General features: G+C 71.4%; 13 protein-coding genes and 1 pseudogene. 5 read left to right on the top strand and 9 right to left on the bottom strand.

Annotated elements, in window-relative coordinates; genetic code table 11:
• Positions 1-71: 71 nt before the first annotated feature.
• Positions 72-719: a TetR/AcrR family transcriptional regulator gene (locus M8I34_RS06540; protein ID WP_250048315.1), complete on the top strand. Its 648-nt coding sequence runs from the start codon at positions 72-74 to the stop codon at positions 717-719.
• Between the two features lie 121 nt (positions 720-840).
• Here M8I34_RS06540 and M8I34_RS06535 read toward each other — a convergent pair whose 3' ends face one another.
• Positions 841-1,047, bottom strand: coding sequence for a hypothetical protein (locus M8I34_RS06535; protein ID WP_250048314.1), 207 nt, complete (start codon positions 1,045-1,047; stop codon positions 841-843).
• A gap of 1,229 nt (positions 1,048-2,276) precedes the next feature.
• Here M8I34_RS06535 and M8I34_RS06530 point away from each other — a divergent pair.
• Positions 2,277-2,468, top strand: a pseudogene (locus tag M8I34_RS06530) (deaminase); the annotation flags it as partial.
• Between the two features lie 302 nt (positions 2,469-2,770).
• Here the strand turns inward: M8I34_RS06530 and M8I34_RS06525 are convergent.
• Entirely contained in the window at positions 2,771-4,120 is a 1,350-nt protein-coding gene (locus tag M8I34_RS06525; RefSeq protein ID WP_250048313.1) for an MFS transporter, read from the bottom strand.
• Between the two features lie 476 nt (positions 4,121-4,596).
• Entirely contained in the window at positions 4,597-5,007 is a 411-nt protein-coding gene (locus M8I34_RS41840; protein WP_374210864.1) for a hypothetical protein, read from the bottom strand.
• A 10-nt stretch (positions 5,008-5,017) separates the two neighbouring features.
• Between M8I34_RS41840 and M8I34_RS06520 the strand changes: the two genes are divergently transcribed.
• Positions 5,018-5,902 (top strand): M20/M25/M40 family metallo-hydrolase, encoded by an 885-nt coding sequence (locus M8I34_RS06520; RefSeq protein ID WP_374210863.1) that lies wholly within the window; start codon positions 5,018-5,020, stop codon positions 5,900-5,902.
• Here M8I34_RS06520 and M8I34_RS06515 read toward each other — a convergent pair.
• The 6 genes from M8I34_RS06515 to M8I34_RS06490 all read right to left on the bottom strand — a co-directional run bounded on the left by M8I34_RS06515 (position 5,899) and on the right by M8I34_RS06490 (position 14,616).
• A complete protein-coding gene (locus M8I34_RS06515) occupies positions 5,899-6,981 on the bottom strand; it encodes a Zn-dependent alcohol dehydrogenase (protein WP_250048312.1) in 1,083 nt (360 codons plus the stop codon). The genes M8I34_RS06520 and M8I34_RS06515 overlap by 4 nt on opposite strands.
• A 135-nt stretch (positions 6,982-7,116) precedes the next feature.
• Positions 7,117-8,511, bottom strand: coding sequence for an aldehyde dehydrogenase family protein (locus M8I34_RS06510; protein WP_250048311.1), 1,395 nt, complete (start codon positions 8,509-8,511; stop codon positions 7,117-7,119).
• Between the two features lie 161 nt (positions 8,512-8,672).
• Positions 8,673-9,950: an MFS transporter gene (locus M8I34_RS06505; protein WP_250048310.1), complete on the bottom strand. Its 1,278-nt coding sequence runs from the start codon at positions 9,948-9,950 to the stop codon at positions 8,673-8,675.
• Positions 9,951-11,420, bottom strand: coding sequence for a CitMHS family transporter (locus tag M8I34_RS06500; RefSeq protein ID WP_250048309.1), 1,470 nt, complete (start codon positions 11,418-11,420; stop codon positions 9,951-9,953). It lies immediately after the preceding gene.
• 134 nt (positions 11,421-11,554) lie between these two features.
• Positions 11,555-13,819, bottom strand: a complete 2,265-nt coding sequence (locus M8I34_RS06495; protein ID WP_250048308.1) for a molybdopterin-dependent oxidoreductase — start codon at positions 13,817-13,819, stop codon at positions 11,555-11,557.
• Between the two features lie 140 nt (positions 13,820-13,959).
• Positions 13,960-14,616: a TetR/AcrR family transcriptional regulator gene (locus M8I34_RS06490; protein WP_250048307.1), complete on the bottom strand. Its 657-nt coding sequence runs from the start codon at positions 14,614-14,616 to the stop codon at positions 13,960-13,962.
• A gap of 138 nt (positions 14,617-14,754) precedes the next feature.
• Here M8I34_RS06490 and hmgA point away from each other — a divergent pair, with 138 nt between their 5' ends.
• Positions 14,755-16,080, top strand: coding sequence for a homogentisate 1,2-dioxygenase (gene hmgA / locus M8I34_RS06485; protein WP_250048306.1), 1,326 nt, complete (start codon positions 14,755-14,757; stop codon positions 16,078-16,080).
• Between the two features lie 16 nt (positions 16,081-16,096).
• Positions 16,097-16,843: a GntR family transcriptional regulator gene (locus M8I34_RS06480; RefSeq protein WP_250048305.1), complete on the top strand. Its 747-nt coding sequence runs from the start codon at positions 16,097-16,099 to the stop codon at positions 16,841-16,843.
• The last annotated feature ends 472 nt before the right edge of the window (positions 16,844-17,315 follow it).

Below are 17,315 nucleotides of genomic sequence, written 5' to 3'. Positions count from 1 at the left end.
GGGCCCCTTGTGGACGAGCAGAGTTAATTAGCACTGCTAGTTTTTGGCGGGAAGCCTCTACTATGTGCGTCATGGCCCGACCCCGCAAGCCCCTTCTGAGCCGCGAGCGCATCGTCACCACGGCGCTGGCGCTCATCGACACCGAAGGGCTGCCGGCGCTCTCCACCCGCCGTCTGGCGGCGGAGCTGGGCGTGAGCGGGCCGTCCCTCTACAACCACTTCACGACCAAGGACGAGATCCTCGACGCGGTGGCCGACACGGTCATCGCCAAGGTCGATGTGTCGGCCTTCGAGGCGGGCGCGGACTGGCGCGCCGGGCTGCTCGACTGGGCCCGCTCCTACCGTGCGGCGCTCGCCGCACATCCGCATATCGTGCCGTTCCTCGCCCAGGGCCCCGGCCGCCGTCCCGCCGGACTGAAGATGGCCGACGCGGCGTTCGGCGGCATGGTGGAGGCGGGCTGGCCGCCCGCCCAGGCCACCAGGGTCTGTGCGATGGTCCGTTACTTCGTGGCCGGCTCCGCGCTGGGCTCGTTCGCCCGCGGCTTCGTCGACGACCCGAGCGCCTACGACCCCGCCGACTATCCGCACCTGGGCCAGGCCCACCTGCTGGCGGAGCATCAGCGCCAGGTGGACGAGGGCGCCTTCGAGACCGGGCTGCGGGCGCTGGTGGACGGCCTGGCACTCCAGCACCCGGAACTCGTACCGCCGCAGGGCGGCTGACGGCGGGGTGGGGCGGGATACGGGGCGGCGGGTGCGCGGCCCCTGCGTACGGGCCGCGGCGTAGAAAAATGTTGCTTGCGCCGAACTCCGGCGCAAGCAACAAATCCAGACAGGAGGCGCACTAGTCGCCGATGAAGTGCAGGTATCCGCTGCGACGAATAGCCAGACGCGCCGCATCAAGAACCTCATGAATTACTGGCGTGGCTGCCGACTCCGGAAGCGACTCCAGCTCTTCGACCAGCCGTCGCAGCTGAATACTGTTGAATACAGTGTGCCCGAACTGCGCCACTCCACGACGCAGGCTTTCCCACGGCGCATCGTTGCACATACGCCTAAAGGAATCATCTGGACTGTCCGCAACGAACCCGATCTCGTCACATCTCACGTCTTTTACGCGAATACCCAAACCCAAAGCAACTCACATTCTCTACACAGGGTACATCGTGATAACGTCGCAATATTTACTGATCACTAGCGTGATCCGAGTGGCGGGACCGCCACTACTATTCGCTGACGACCTCCCCACACCCGCACAATTAAATGTCTTTTCGTAGTAGAAGTTTGCGTTTTCGGTGAATGGCGCCGCAACTCGGAGACCCACATCGAAGACCCGCGCCAGGCCACTGTTCGTCAGGTCTGCATTGAACAGACCCTTGGTGGAGTCGACCTTGCTGCCCCCCCCCCCGGAAAGTGATACGCACGCAAATCCGGGATGGCGCGAGCATCCAACTCCGGCAGCTCTACCCCTTTGGGCATATTAACGCACTCACCCAATGCGCCGACGGTAACGCGGCCGGGAATCTTCGAGCCCGTCACTGAAGAACATACCGGCGCAATTCTGACCGTCTGCGGCACCCTGTGTCCACGTGAAGGGGGTGTTGACAGCCTTGACGGTCTTGCACTGTTTACAGTCCCCCTTGGCCAGCGTGTGGTTCTTGCCTTGCGGGTCCGTCGCCCAATACTCAAACGATATGCTCGACATCGAGAAGTTGCATTGCCCAGAACCTCCCGCCCGGGTCCAGTCGACCTTCGTCAGCTCGCCCGGCCTTTGGTTACTCCTGTACCAGGTATACCGAGCCTGAGTGAGATTAACGGTGCAGCTGACCTTGGGCGCGGGGAGCTTCTCCCCCTCTCTTTACGCCTGCTTGTTCAGCGTTGACCGGACTTTCGAGCGCACTGGCTACGTCGACACTGCGAGCCAGCGAAGCACTTTCCCCGGCGGTTGATCTTGAGGCTGCATTAGCCGGACCCAAGACATAAGACCATGACCGTGGATAATACCGCGACACTCAACCTTGCGAGACACCTCATCGTTTCACGCACCTCGATTTCGCACATGTAGTTGACGTCGCAGAAATATACCTTCAGTGGCGTCGGGTCAGCGCGACGTGTCCGGTCATCTCGCAAGCCGAAGAAGGCTGGATATGACCCAATCGACCAGGATCGACAACCGGAACTACTGGGTCGACTGGGACAGCGTGTTCGTTCTCCAGTATCTGGCTGCATTGCGCCTGGCGCTTCACCGCACCGGCAGCACAACAGCCAGTTCTCAGCTTCAGGACCGCCCGACTCGGCGGCGGGGATACCACCATCCAGCCGTTCCTTGACGCCGACCTCGTCGACACCGTGCCTGTGGCGGTCTCGCCGGTGAAGCTCGGGTCCGGAGTACGAATCTGGGAGTCACCCGATGACCTGCTCGACCGGTTCCACCTGGAGTTGGTGCCCAGCCCGAGCGGCGTGCCACACCACGGTTCTGGTGAAAGTGACACGAGGGCCCACTCGGAATGCCAGCACGGCCGATGCGGGCTTTCGGCAAATGATCGCGTAGATACGGGCGAGTTACCGATACAGGTCGCGGTACCCGTCCGCGCCTATCGGAGCCGACGACGCGATGGGGGCGCCCGGCGTCACGGCCATGGGCACGGTCGGCCGGGCACTGTGGTGAGACGCGAAGACCTCCGTGTGGTGAAGCGTGGAGACCTCCACCACACGGGGGGTCTTCGCCATTGATCAGGCCCACCGAGTGCCAACAACGCTCGTGGTCAACATTCCTAGGGTCGGCCGTGCGGCTCGGGTGCCGCGGCGCGGCGGGTGAGCAGCCAGATGGACACCAGCGCGATGACGGACAGCACCATGATGTATCCGGACACGGCCATCGACGTGCCGGTCGCCTCCAGCAGCAGCACCATCAGGAACGGCGCGAGTCCGCCGCCCAGGATCGCGCTGATCTGATAGCCGAGCGAGGCGCCCGTGTAGCGCATCTCGGCGGTGAACAGCTCGGCGAACAGCGCCGCCTGCGGGCCGTACATGATGCTGAGGAAACAGCTGCCGACGAAGGTGCCGACGCCCAGCCACACCAGCGACGCGGTATCGATGAGCAGGAACATCGGCACCGCCCAGAGCAGCAGCCCGACGGCGCCCGCGGCATAGACCCGCAGCCGGCCGATCCGGTCGGACAGCGCGGCGGCGGCCGGGATCAGGACGAGTTGGGTGAGGCTGACCAGGAGCGAGACGGCCAGCACGGAGGTGCGCCGCATCTCCAGCTCGCGGGTGGCGTAGTCCAGGACCCCGGTGATCAGGATGTAGAAGGTGGCGGTGTTCACCGCGAACGAGCCGCCGGCCAGCAGGACCGTGCCGAGGTGGTGCCGCAGGATCGTGCGCAGGGGTGAACGGCGCGCCTCGACGGCCTGCTCCGCCGCCGCCAGCTTCTCCTCCGCGGCCCGGAATTCGGGGGTCTCCTCGACATGGGTGTGGATATAGCGGGCGAGCAGCAGCACGAGCACGCCGACGAGGAACGGGAGCCGCCAGCCCCAGGCGCCGAAGGACCGCTCGTCGGTGAGCGCACCCGCCAGCAGGAAGACGGAGTTGGCGGTCATCACGCCGATCGGGACGCCGAGTTGTACGAGCGAGCCGTAGAGCCCGCGTTTGCCCTCGGGGGCGTATTCGGTGGCCATCAGCATCGCGCCGCCCCACTGCGCGCCGACCGCGAGGCCCTGGAGCAGCCGCAGGAGGACCAGCAGGACCGGGGCGGCCAGCCCGATGGCGTCGTAGGAGGGCAGCAGCCCGATGGCGGTGGTGGCCAGCCCCATCACGGTCAGGGCGAGCACCAGCATGGGTTTGCGGCCGCGCCGGTCCCCGAGCTGACCGGCGATCACACCGCCGACGGGCCGGGCCAGGAAACCCACCGCGAAGGTCGCGAAGGAAGCGAGCACACCGGCGGCCTCGCTGCCCGAGGGGAAGAAGACGGGGCCGAGGACGAGCGCGGCGGCGATGCCGAAGACGAAGTAGTCGTACCACTCGACGGCGGAGGCGAGGGCCGCGGCGGTGGCGACCTTGCGGCGGTTGCGGGAGGAGGGCGGGGTACCGGGGTGGTCGTGTGGCGCGGAGGGGGCCGTGTCCATGCGTGCACGCTCCGAGGGGGTGCGGGAAGGAAGGGGGGCGGCGCCGTGATGTCGGGTGACCGTACCGACCGGCCGGTACGCCGTCAACGGACCGCGCGGCACGAGTTTTCGGCGACCGGGGCGCGGGGCCGGGGTGCACGGGGCCGGAGCGCGCGGGGCCGGGGCGCGCAGGGCCGGAGCGCCCGGAGCCGAGCTCACGGGGCCGGGGCGCCCGGAGCCGGTGTGGCAGGGCGGGATGGCTGCTGCCGGCCGCGCTGGGGATATCCCCACCTCCAAGGGGGTGGCCCGCCGGATGGGCAACGGCATCCGCCTGCGGCGATCGTGTCGTATCCGGGTTTTCCGCTCACCCGGCGGCGACGGCCTGGAGACGCAGTGCCGAAAGCCGACTGCCCGTCAGGCGTTCCGGGAGACCGACGAAGGATCATCAAGGGGGAACAGTGGATCGTCCTGTGGAGCGTGCTCTCTCGCGCCGTACGTTACTGGCCGGCACGGCGGCAGCCGGTGCGGGAGTGGTGTGGGGAGCGTCGGGGAGGGCCGTCGCCGACGGGTGGGAACGGCCGGTGGGGCAGGGGGCGGTGGGGCAAGGGCCGGTGGGGCAAGGGGCCGTGGACGCCGAGGTGGCGCGCCTGGAGCAGGGGCTGATCGCGCTGCGGCGGGACATCCACCGGCACCCCGAGGCGCCGGGGCAGGAGCGGCGCACCGCCGGTGTGGTGGCCCGGGAGCTGCGGGCGGCCGGGCTGGCCGTCACCACGGGGGTGGGCGGCCACGGCGTCGTCGGCATCCTGCGCGGGGCGCGTCCGGGCCGGACCGTCGCGTACCGGGCGGACATGGACGCGGTGCCGCCCGAGGACATCGTCGGCGGCGGCCCACCACTGCGGGCACGACATCCACACCGCCGTGGCGCTCGGCGTGGCGCAGGTCCTGGCGCGGCTGCGGCGGCAACTGGACGGAACGGTGGTGTTCCTCTTCCAGCCTGCCGAGGAGACCCTGTCCGGGGCCCGTGCACTGATCGGCACGGGCGTGCTGGAGCGCACCCGCGTGGCGGAGATCCACGCCCTGCACTGCGGGCCGTTCCCCGTCGGCCGGTTCGCCGTGACCCCGGGCTTCGGGATGCCGGGCCAGGACAAGGCGGAGGTGACGGTCTCCGGGCCGGACGCGCCCGATGCCGCGCGACGACTGGCCGACGAGATCGGCGCGCTCGCCACGGTGGCACTGCCGCGGACTCCCGCGGACCTCGAGCGGATCGTCGCCGACGCCCTGACGCCCAACGGGCAGCTGGCCCGGTTCGTGGCCGTACGGGCCCGAGCGCAGGACGCCGGGGTGAGTGTCTCCTACCGCTGCTGGCCTCCGGAGCGGTACCTGGACGTGCGCACGGACATCCGTCGCCTGGCCACGTCCTGCGCGGGGGCCGGGGTGCGCTTCCCCGCCGAGCCGTTCCCGGCCATGGTCTGCCCGGAACGCGACGGCCGGGTGCTCGCCCACCACCTGCGCCGCACACTCGGCCGCGACGCGGTGACCGCGCTCCATGCCGCCTTTCCGCCCTTCAGCGGCGAGGACTTCGCCCTCTACTTGGACCGCGTCCCCGGCACGTTCACCTTCCTCGGCGTCCGTGCCCCCGGCGCGCCCGTCACCACCAGCTACCCGCACTACCCCGACTTCGCCCCGGACGAGCGCGCCCTCGGCATCGGCGTACGGGCCATGGCGGGCTGGATCGCGGAGCGGACCCACCGGGCGCAGGGTCTGCCCGGCGGGGCCAACGGGTCCGGCGGGTCCGGCGCCTAGAAGACGACCAGCGCCCGTCCGCCCTTGCCCGCCAGCATGGCGTCGAAGGCGGCCGGGATGCCGTCGAGGCCGATCCGGTCGGTGACCAGGGTGGAGAGGTCGAGCGCGCCGGAGCGGACATGCCCGGCGATGACGGGGAGGTCGCGGGCGGGGTCGCTGTTGCCGTAGACGCAGCCGGAGAGGGTCCGGCCGAAGTAGAAGAGCTCCAGGGCGGAGAAGGTGACCTGCTGGTCCTGGCCGCCGATGCCGACGACCGTCGTACGGCCGCCGCGCCGGGTCGCCGACCAGGCCGTACGGATGGTGTCGGCGCGGCCCACGCACTCCACGGCGACATCGGCGCCCACACCCCCGGTGAGCTTGCGGATCCGCTTGGCGGTGTCGTCGCCCGCCACCACGAACTCGGTGGCGCCGGCCGCGCGGGCCAGCTCCTCCTTCTCCGGGGAGACGTCCACGGCCACGATCGGACCGGCGCCCGCGATCCGCGCCGCCTGGAGCGTGGCCAGGCCGACCCCGCCGACGCCGAAGACCGCGACGGACTCCCCCGCACGCACCCGGGCGCTGTGGTGCACGGCGCCCCAGCCGGTGAGCACCGCGCAGCCGAGCAGCGCCGCATCGGTGAGCGGCACCCCGTCCGGCAGCGGCAGCGCGGCCCGCGCGGGCACCACGGTCTCCTCGGCGAACGCGGCGGTGCCCAGGCCGGGGTAGAGCTCCGTGGCGTCGTCGGCCCGCTTCGCGTACGGGGCGTTCGCGGCGAGACCGGAATGGGCGCACAGCCACGGCTCGGCCAGCCCGCAGAAGTGGCAGTCGCCGCAGGACGGCGCCCAGTTGAGGACGACCTGGTCACCGGGGGCCACCGTGGTCACGTCGGGGCCGACCGCGGTGACCGTGCCCGCGCCCTCGTGCCCGAGGACGGCCGGAGCGGGCTGGCGCAGGGTGCCGTTGGACAGCGACAGGTCGGAGTGGCAGACACCGGCGGCGGCGAGCCGGATACGGACCTGGCCGGGGCCGGGCTCGGGCAGGTCGATCTCGGTGACCTGCAACGGGGCGTTGACGGCGGGCAGTACTGCGGCGCGAACCACAAGATCTCCTCGGTGCGGAGGACAGGGGGGTGAGGGGACTGAGGGAGCTCGGGGGCTGAGGGGGCTGAAGGGGCTCAGGTGATCGGACCGCGTCGCGGCGGGGGTGGCACCGGCCGCCCCCGCCGCGCGGCCGGGTCAGAGCTGGAGCGACTTGGTCTGGAGATATTCGGTCAGGCCGTGCGGGCCCAGCTCGCGGCCGACGCCGGACTGCTTGTAACCGCCGAACGGGGCAAGGGGGTTGAAGCGGCCGCCGTTGATGTCGACCTGCCCGGTGTGCAGGCGGCGGGCGAAGGCCACCGCCTCGGCCTCGTCGCCCGCCCAGACCGCGCCGGCCAGGCCGTAGACGGTGTCGTTGGCGATCCGGACGGCATCGTCCTCGTCCTCGTACTTCAGGATCGACAGGACCGGGCCGAAGATCTCCTCCTGGGCGATGGTCATCTCCGGGGTGACATCCGCGAAGACGGTCGGTGTGACGTAGTAGCCCGTCCCCGCGGGCGCCTCCGGGCCGCCCGCCACGACCTTCGCGCCCTCGGCGATGCCCTGCTCGATATAGCCGCGCACCCGGTCCCGCTGCTTGGCGTTGACCAGCGGGCCGACCCTCTCGCCGGGTACGTACTTCGCGGCCGCCGCCGTCGCCAGCTCGACGGCCTCGGCGTAGTGGTCCTTGTGAACCAGCATCCGGGTCCAGGCGCTGCACGTCTGACCGGAGTTGGCCATCACGTTGGCGACGCCGACCGCGACGGCCTTGGGCAGATCGGCCCCGGGCAGGATGACATTGGCGGACTTGCCGCCCAGCTCCAGCGCCACCGGCTTGACCGCGGCGCCCGCGAGGGCACCGATCCGCTTGCCGACGGCCGTCGAGCCGGTGAAGGAGACCAGGTCGACCCCCTCGTGCTCGGCCAGCGCATGCCCGGCGACCGGGCCGAGTCCGGTGACGAGGTTGAAGACACCGGCGGGTATGCCGGCCGCGTCGGCGCACTCGGCGAACAGCTGGGCGACCAGCGGGGTGTCCTCGGCGGGTTTGAGCACCACCGTGCAGCCGGCCGCGAGCGCCGGGGCGACCTTGGCGACGATCTGGTGCAGGGGGTAGTTCCAGGGCGTGATCGCGCCGACCACGCCGACCGGTTCGTGCAGCACGGTGGAGTTGCCGATCTTCTCCTCGAAGGAGTACGTGCTGGCCAGTTCGGCGTACGAGCCGCAGACCGCGACCGGCACCCCGGCGTGCACCATCTTGCTGAACGCCAGCGGCGAGCCGAGCTCGGCGGTGACGGTCTCGGCGATCTCCTCGGCGCGCGCGACGAGTTGGTCGCGCAGCGCGGTCAGCCGGGCGGCGCGCTCCTGGGGCGGGGTGGCGGCCCAGCCCGGCAGCGCCGCGCGGGCGGCGCGGACCGCGGCGTCCACGTCCTGCGCCGAGCCGGCCGGGACGGTGGCGAAGACCTGCCCGTCGGCCGGGTTGACGACCTCGATCGTGCCGCCGCCCTCGGCGGGCCGCCAGCTTCCGTCGATGTACATCGCGTCGTGCTGCTTCACGTCGTGGTCCTCCCGGGCCGGCTGCTGGTCATCCCTCCTAAACTAGCGCCGGTAGTTTTGCGCCGCCAGGGATCCCGCCACACACCGGGGTGACGGTCGCCACGAGCCTAGGGCGTGTCTTCACCGTCCCGCCTTGGCGGACGGCATGCACTTTCCGTCGCTCATGCTGAGGTATCCCGCCTTGCCAGGGACCGCGACGACCGTCCGCTCCGCGCGCCCCGTGACGGCACATCCGGGCCGCCCCGCGCCTGCCCCGTACGGGCCGCCATCGCGCCCGAGGCCAGCAACAGCACGCCGAGCAGGGCGAAGGGCGCGGCGGTGCCCGCCACCCCGGCCAGCAGTCCGGCGCCGGCGGGGGCGGCGACCTGGCCGAGCCGGTTGCCGGTGAGGCGGAGCGCCAGTGCCGTGCTGCGGGCCCGGTCGGGGGCGGCCTGGACGACCGTCGTCATCGACAGCGGCTGGCCGACGCCGAGACAGAAGCCGAGGGCGAGCAGCATCGCGGCGAGCGCCCACACCGGCACCGGCAGCACCAGACCGCCGCACACCACCCCGGCCAGCGCGCAGCTGCCGGCCATCAGCGCGGTGCGTCCCAGCCACCGGATCATCGGCGTCATCACCAGCCGGCAGGCGATGGTGGCCGCGGCCCGCAGGCTGAGCAGCAGGCCGATGGTAGTGGGGGCGATGGCGCGGTCCTCGCCGATGACGGGGAGGTAGGCGGTGAGGATGTCGGTCGCGGAGAGCACGGCCAGGCTCATGAAGATGCCGGCCGGGACGCCGCGGGTGCGCAGGATGGCGCGTACCGGGACCGGTGGCCCGGCCGTACGGCCCGCGGCGTCCGGCGGCACGGCGCGGGCGCGCTGTTCGAGGCGCCAGAGCGAGGCGTAGGAGACGGCGGCGACGGCGCCGGAGACGAGCAGGGCGGTGGCGCTCGTCGGGGCCATCCGGCCGTCGTGTTCGGAGATGACGAGCCCGGCGGCGACCGGGCCGATCAGCTGGCCCAGGGAGGCGCCGATGGTGAAGTGGCCGAAATTGCGGTCGCGGTCCTCGGGGGCGCTGCGGCGGGCGACGATCGACTGGGCACCGATGACGAAGCACAGGTGCCCCAGTCCCATCACCCCGCTCCAGGCGGCCATCACGGGCAGCGACGCGGCCAGCCCGCTGAGCGCACAGCCTCCGCTGATCAGTGCCACCCCGACGACGAGCAGCGGCGCGCAGCGGCCGTGGTCGGTACGGCGGCCGAGCGGGACGGCGACGAGCAGCGGCAGCAGGGCGTAGACGGCGGTGATCACGCCGATGGCGCGTTCGTCGGCGCCGAGGGCGAGGGCCCGGTAGGAGACGGCCGGCCTGGCCATGCTCACCGCTCCTTGGGCGAAGGAGAAGGTGAGGACCAGGCGCAGCAGCCAACTCCCGCCGGGCCCTTCGGGGCGGGTGGCGGTCATCTAGATGATGCCGAAGAGCAGTCCCGCGCAGAGGACCACCAGGGAGGTCAGGGCGGCCCACTTGACGGTGAATTTGGTGTGGTCGCCGAACTCGACCTTGGCCATGCCGACGAGGACGTAGACGGCGGGGACCAGCGGGCTGGACATGTGCAGGGCCTGGCCGACGAGGGAGGCACGGGCGATCTCGATGGGGGCCACGCCGTGGGCGGCGCCGGCCTCGGCGAGGATCGGCACGATGCCGAAGTAGAAGCCGTCGTTGGACATGAAGTACGTCAGCGGGATGCTGAGGACGCCGGTGACGATGCCCATGTGCGGGCCGAGCGCGTCGGGGATGCCGCTGACCAGCCAGCGCGCCATGTGCTCGACCATGCCGGTGCCGGTGAGCACGCCGGTGAAGACGGCGGCGGCGAAGACCATCCCGGAGACGTTGAGGACGTTCTCGGCATGGGCGGCGACGCGGGCCTTCTGGTCCTTCATCTGCGGGAAGTTGACGGTGAGGGCGAGGGCCGCGCCGATCAGGAAGAGGACCGGGATCGGCATGACCTGAAGGATCAGCAGGGTGAGCAGCGCGAGGGTGAGCGCGGCGTTGAACCAGTAGAGCTTGGGGCGCAGGGTGGCGCGCTGCGGGTCCAGGGTCTGGAGGCCGTCGTCGGCGTGGTCGCCGGAGCCGGTGGCCGGGTCGGAGCCGGTGGCCGCGTCGGGGTCCGTGTCGGAGCCGGTGCCCGCGCCGCCGGTGCCGGGCTGCGTACCGGCCGGGACGCCCCCCTTGCCGCCGGCGCCCGCGCCGACCAGGACCAGCTCGGTCTCCTCCTCGTCCGCGGCCTCCGTGACCACCCGGGTGTCGCCGAGGGTCAGGACGCCGAGCCGCTTGCGCTCCCGCCGGCCGAGGACGTACGCGAGGGCGAAGACCGCGACCAGGCCGACGGCGAGGGCGGGGATCATCGGGACGAAGATGTCGCCGGCGTCGAGCTTGAGCGCGGTGGCGGCGCGGGCGGTCGGGCCGCCCCAGGGGAGGGTGTTCATCACGCCGTTGGCGGTGGCGGCGACACCGGTCATGACCACGAGGCTCATCTTCAGCCGCTTGTAGAGCGGGTAGAGCGCCGAGACGGTGATCATGAAGGTGGTGGAGCCGTCGCCGTCGAGCGAAACGATCGCGGCGAGCAGCGCCGTGCCGACGACCACCCGCACCGGGTCGGCCTTGCAGAACTTCAGGATGCCGCGGACGATCGGGTCGAAGAGCCCGACGTCGATCATCACCCCGAAGTAGATGATGGCGAACATCAGCATCGCGGCCGTGGGGGCCAGGTCGCCGATGCCCTTGAGGACGTAGTCGCCCAGGTGCGCGCCCTGTCCGACCAGGATGCAGAACAGCGCGGGGATGAGCACCAGCGCGGCCATCGGTGACATCTTCTTCATCATGATCAGCACCAGGAAGGTGGCGATCATGACAAATCCGAGGATTGTCAGCATTAGGGGTACCTCACGTTCGCCCTTGAACATCTGCCGGGGGGTGGCAGTTCAGGTGACGTTAGGTCCAGCAAACTTTTGTTAACAAGGCCTTGACGCGCGAGCAATACGAGCAAAACCCCAGGTCAATACGGATCTCATCGGACGGGCGTGAGCACAACCGGCAGTCCGTTGAGCACCGCGGTGCCCGAGAGCGGATCCAGCAGCCGCCCGGCGTTGAGCTGGTTGACGTTGACGCCTGGGTCGGCGGCGGCGACTCCCAGCCGGGTCCCGGGCCGGTTATGGCCCCAGCCGTGCGGCAGGCTCACCACACCGGGGCGCACGGCCTCGGTGATCTCCACCGGCACCTCCAGCTCGCCGCCGTCCCCCGTCAGCCGCGCGGGCCCGCCGTCGGTGAGCTCCAGCCGCGCCGCGTCGTCGGGGTGCACCTGGACCGTGCAGCGGTTGCTGCCGCCCGTCAGCGCCGGGACGTTGTGCAGCCAGCTGTTGTTGGACCGCAGATGGCGGCGGCCGACGAGCAGCATGCCGCCGGGGAGCCGGGTGAGCCGGCCGCGCAGCCGGTCCGCCTCGGCGGCGATCGGCCCGGGGCACAGTTCCACGGCGCCGCTGCGGGTCCTGAGGACCCCGGGCACCCGCGGTGCGAGCGGGCCGAGGTCGATGCCGTGCGGGTGCGCCAGCAGCCGGTCGAGGGTCAGCCCCTCGGGGTCGGCGCCGAAGCCCTCGCCGTACGGCCCGAGCCGCAGCATCATGTCGAGCCGGCGTTCGGCTCCGGTCCGTCCGGTCAACTCCTGTGCGAGTGCGCCCGGTTGGCGTCCGTACACGGGAGAGTGCGGATCCCCGGCCGCCTTGCCGAGCGCCGCGCCGATCACCCCTGCGTCCACCAGGCCCGGGTCCGCGCCGTCCTGGCCGCCCAGGCAGAGGATCAGCCGCGCATGGATCTCGCACTCGTCGGGCTGCCCGTCGGCGAGCGGGAGCACCGCCCGGGTGTAGCGGGCCTGGTTGCGCACGGCCAGGGCGTTGAAGGCGTAGTCGAAGTGCGGGCTGCGGGACGGCGGGGGCGGCGGCAGCACGACATCGGCGTGCCGCGAGGTCTCGTTGAGGTACGGGTCGACGCTCACCATGAAGTCCAGTGAGGCGAGCGCGGCATCGAGGCGGTCGCCGTCCGGGACGGACAGGACCGGGTTGGCGGCGATCACGACGGCGGCCCGGACGCGGCCCGCACCAGGAGTGTCGATCTCCTCGGCCAGCGCGACGATGGGAAGCTCGGACTTGGCCTCGGGGTGGCCGGAGACCCGGCTGTGCCAGCGGCCCAGGGCGAAGCCGCGGCCGAGGCCGGCCGGGCGGGGCGCGGCGCCGGTCGCCGAGAGCGGGAACATGATGCCGCCGGGCCGGTCGAAGTTGCCGGTGAGGAGGGCGAGTACATCGACGAGCCAGCTGGTGAGGGTGCCGAACTCGACGGTGGTGGAGCCGATCCGGCCGTACACCGCGGCGGTTTCGGCGGCCGCCAGCTCACGGGCCAGCCGCCGGATCCGCTCCGCGGGCACCTCGCACAGCGGTGCCACCGCCTCGGGTGTGAAGTCCGCCGCCAGCCGCTCGACCTCGTCGATCCCGGTGAGGTGCCCGGCCCGCTCCCCCACGTCGACGAGGCCCTCCTCGAAGAGCACCCGCACCATCGCGAAGAGCAGCAGGGCGTCGGTGCCGGGCCGGACCGCGAGATGCTCGTCGGCCAGCTTCGCGGTACGGGTGCGCCGCGGGTCGATGACGGTCAGCCGCCCGCCGCGGCGGCGCAGCGCCCTGATCCGGCCCGGGAAGTCGGGTGCGGTGCACAGACTCCCGTTGGAGTCCAGCGGGTTGGCGCCGATGACCAGGAGGTGGTCGGTGCGGTCCAGGTCCGGTACGGGGATGGCCAGCGGATCGCCGTAGAGCAGCCCGCTGGAGACATGCTTGGGCATCTGGTCGACGGTGGAGGCGGTGAAGACGCTGCGGGAGCCGAGGGCCGCGAGCAGGACGGGCGGGTAGAGGGCACCGGCGACGGTGTGCACATTGGGGTTGCCGAGGACCACGGCGACGGGGGGCCCGGCCGCTTCGCGCGCACCCGGGAGTTCGGGGGCGTCCGGGCCGTGTGCCTCGATGAGCGGGCGCAGCCCGGCCTGGACGGCGGCGAACGCCTCGTCCCAAGTGGCCTCCGTCAGCGCTCCGTTGCGGCGCACCAGGGGGCGGGTGATCCGGTCGGGGTCGGCGTCCAGCTCACCGAAGGACGCGCCCTTGGGGCAGATGAAGCCCTTGCTGAAGATGTCGTCCCGGTCGCCGCGGACCGCGGTCACCCGGTCGCCGTCCACGGTGACGCTGAGCCCGCACGTGGCCTCACAGAGCGGGCAGATGCGCAGGGCGGTACGGGTCATCGGTCCCTCCCGGGGACGGTGCCGGCGGCGGGGCTGCGTACGTACCGTCCGACCATACCGACCGGTTGGCATGAGGGCAGCCCTCCCGACGGAAATCGGCTCACGGCCGCCCCGTCACGCCGCCGGAGTCCGCCCGGCGCTCACCCCTCCCCCGCGCCCGGCCCGTCCAGATAACGCGCCAGATAGGCCCGGAGCAGTTCCTTGGTCTCCGTGACGATGGCGGGATCGCCGGCCGGATCCGTGCGGAAGGCGAGCTGGAGCAGCGCATCGGCCGTCTCGACGCCGACCAGGAAGGCGGTGCGCAGCCGCTCGTCGGCGATGTCCAGGCCGAGCGGTCCGGCGAAGAGGGCACGCAGCCGGTCGGCGACCTCGTAATTCGCCTGCCGGGATTCGCGCGGGGCCGGGACGGTGAACTCCACCAGGGCGAAGCCCGGCACCGTCCGCTTCATGGCGAGGTATTCGTCGACCACCACATCCATCGCCCGGCGCCACCGCAGGGGCTGGTCGGCCGGTGCGGTGAGCCGGGCGGTGATGCGGTCCGTGTAGGCGTCGAGATTGCGCCGGGCGAGAGCCTCGGCCATGGCGCGCTTGTTGGGGAAGAAGCGGTAGACCGAGCCGATCGGGACGCCGGCCCGCAGGGCCACGGCGCGGGTGGTCAGCTCCTCGTACCCGGTCTCCTCCAGAACTTCGGCACAGGCGTCGAGGATTCTGGCCAGGCGCTGGGCGCTGCGCCGCTGGACGGGCGCGCGGAGGAGGGGGGTCTGCGGGTCTGCGGGGCGGGGGGTCGGTTGCTGCACCCCTCCATCCTGCCCGGCGTCCGGACGGGCGGGGTGCCATCGGCGCGATCCGACGACGTGGCCGGGAGTCTCCGTTGACGGCCCCCCATGGCAATCCTAAGGTCTTGCATAGGATTCCTTGAGCGGCGGGAGCACGCGATGGCAGGCACGGGCAGCGAGCAGGCGAGGAAGACGGCCGAAGGGCTGGCGTACGCCACCGGCTTCGGCAACGAGCACAGCTCGGAGGCCGTACCGGGCGCCCTGCCGGCGGGCCGCAACTCCCCTCAGCGCGCCCCGCTCGGCCTGTATGCCGAGCAGCTCAGCGGGTCGGCGTTCACCGAACCGCGCGACCACAACCACCGCTCCTGGCTCTACCGCATCCGCCCGTCGGCCGCGCATCCGCCGTTCGTCCGCGCCGCACAGCGCGCGGTCCGCTCGGCGCCGTTCACCGACTGCGTCCCCGACCCCAACCGGCTGCGCTGGAACCCCCTGCCCGAACCCGAGGGCCCGGCCGACTTCCTGGACGGGCTGTGGACGCTGGGCGGCAACGGCGACGCCACCCAGCGCACCGGCATCGCCGTCCACCTCTACTGCGCCAACACCTCCATGGACCGGCGGGTGTTCGGCAACGCGGACGGCGAGCTGCTGATCGTGCCGGAGCGCGGCGGGCTGCTGCTGCGCACCGAACTCGGCCTGCTGCACGCCGAACCGGGCGAGGTGGCGCTGATCCCGCGCGGCATCCGCTTCCGCGTCGAGCTGCTGGAAGACACCGCCCGCGGCTATGTCTGCGAGAACTATGGACGGCCCTTCCAGCTCCCCGACCTCGGCCCGATCGGCGCCAACGGCCTGGCCAACCCCCGGGACTTCCGCGCCCCGGTCGCCGCCTACGAGGACGTCGAGGGCCCCGTCGAGGTCGTCAACAAGTTCTGCGGCAACCTCTGGACGGCCACCTACGACCACTCGCCGCTGGATGTCGTCGCCTGGCACGGCAACCACGTCCCGTACGTCTATGACCTGCGCCGCTTCAACGTCATCGGCTCGATCAGCTATGACCACCCCGACCCGTCGATCTTCACCGTCCTCACCTCCCCCTCCGACACCCCGGGCCTGGCGGGCGTGGACTTCGTGGCCTTCGCGCCCCGCTGGCTGGTCGGCGAGGACACCTTCCGGCCGCCGTACTTCCACCGCAATGTGATGACCGAGTACATGGGACTGATCGAGGGCGCCTACGACGCCAAGGCCGAGGGTTTTGTACCGGGCGGCGGCTCCCTGCACAACATGATGTCGGCGCACGGGCCCGACCGGGAGACCTTCGACCGGGCGAGCGCCGCCGAGCTGCGACCGCAGAAGATCGACGACGGGCTGGCCTTCATGTTCGAGACCCGCTGGCCGCTGACGCTGACCGAACAGGCCCGGGACGCCGGCCATCTCCAGCGCGGTTACGACGACGTATGGCAGGGTCTCCAGCGCCACTTCCGCCCGTGACACCGGGGATCGCCTCGTGACCACCTTCGCTCCCGACTCGCTCGCCCTGAACCGCAAGCTGCCGCTGTGGTACCAGGTCTCGCAGTCGCTGCGCGCCTCCATACTCGGCCGTTCCCCCGAGGCGCCGCTGCGGCTGCCCACCGAGGACGCGCTCGCCGCGCACTACGGCGTGAGCGTGCTGACCATGCGCCAGGCCCTCAAGGAACTGGAGGCGGAGGGCCTGATCAGCCGGCACCGGCGCCGGGGCACCTTCATCGAGCCGAGCGCCCAGCGCGGTGCGCCGGTACGGCTGCTGGGTTCGGTGGACGCGATCGTGGCCCAGCAGTCCGGGATGACCACCGAGCTGCTGGAGCACGGCCCCACCACGGTGCCGTCCGAACTGTCCGAGTACTTCCCGGGCCTGGCCGAGGTGACCGGATTCCGCCGGCTGCGCAGCGACGAGGAGACCGGCGAGCCGACCAACCACGCGCACAACTACGTACGCCCCGACGTCGCCGCCCTGATCGATCCGGCGGATCTGCTGCGCTCCCCGATGACGAAGGTGCTGCGGGACGCGGTGGGCGTACGGATCAGCCGGATCACCGACACCGTCGAGGCCCGGCTGGCCGACCCGGAGACCGCCCGGCTGCTCCAGGTTCCGCTGCTGAGCCCGATCCTGCACTACACGGGCATCACCTACGACGAGGACGGCCGCCCGGTCGACGTCGCCCGCATCCACTACCGCGGCGACCGCTTCTCCTTCACGGTGACGCTGGACGCGTGACCTCCCACGTTTTTGGCTGTCCCGCCGTGGTGGTTGTTCGCCACTTACCGCCCGCTGCGCGGTGCGCTCGCCGTTGCGCCTTGGCCTCCGGCCTACCTGTTTGGCTTTCCCGCCGTGGTGGTGTCTCGCCGTTGCGCCTGCGGCGGGCCGGTGGTTGTCGGGTGCGGTGACGGACCTCCGGGGCCGGTGTGTGGGACTGCTTCGCTTTACGTCCCACACACCGACCCCTCCGGCCCGTCCCCTCCCGTGAGTGGATGAGTGAAGGTGAGTGGGGGCGGGCCAAGGGACATTGCCGCCGGGGCCCTCTGGTCGCTCCGTAATGACCGACGCGTTTTGATGTGACCACAAGGTGCACCGGACCACCCACGTTCACCCCCACCTGGCTTTTCCCACCCCCAACGGGAGGGGACGGGCCGGAGCGGGTGGGTGTCCGGACGTAAAGCGAAGCACACCGGACCCCCCACCCCGGCGG

The sequence above is a fragment of the Streptomyces sp. MCA2 genome (assembly GCF_023544705.1).
Classification (GTDB): Bacteria; Actinomycetota; Actinomycetes; order Streptomycetales; family Streptomycetaceae; genus Streptomyces; species Streptomyces decoyicus.
This window is presented reverse-complemented; position numbering and strand designations above follow the sequence as displayed.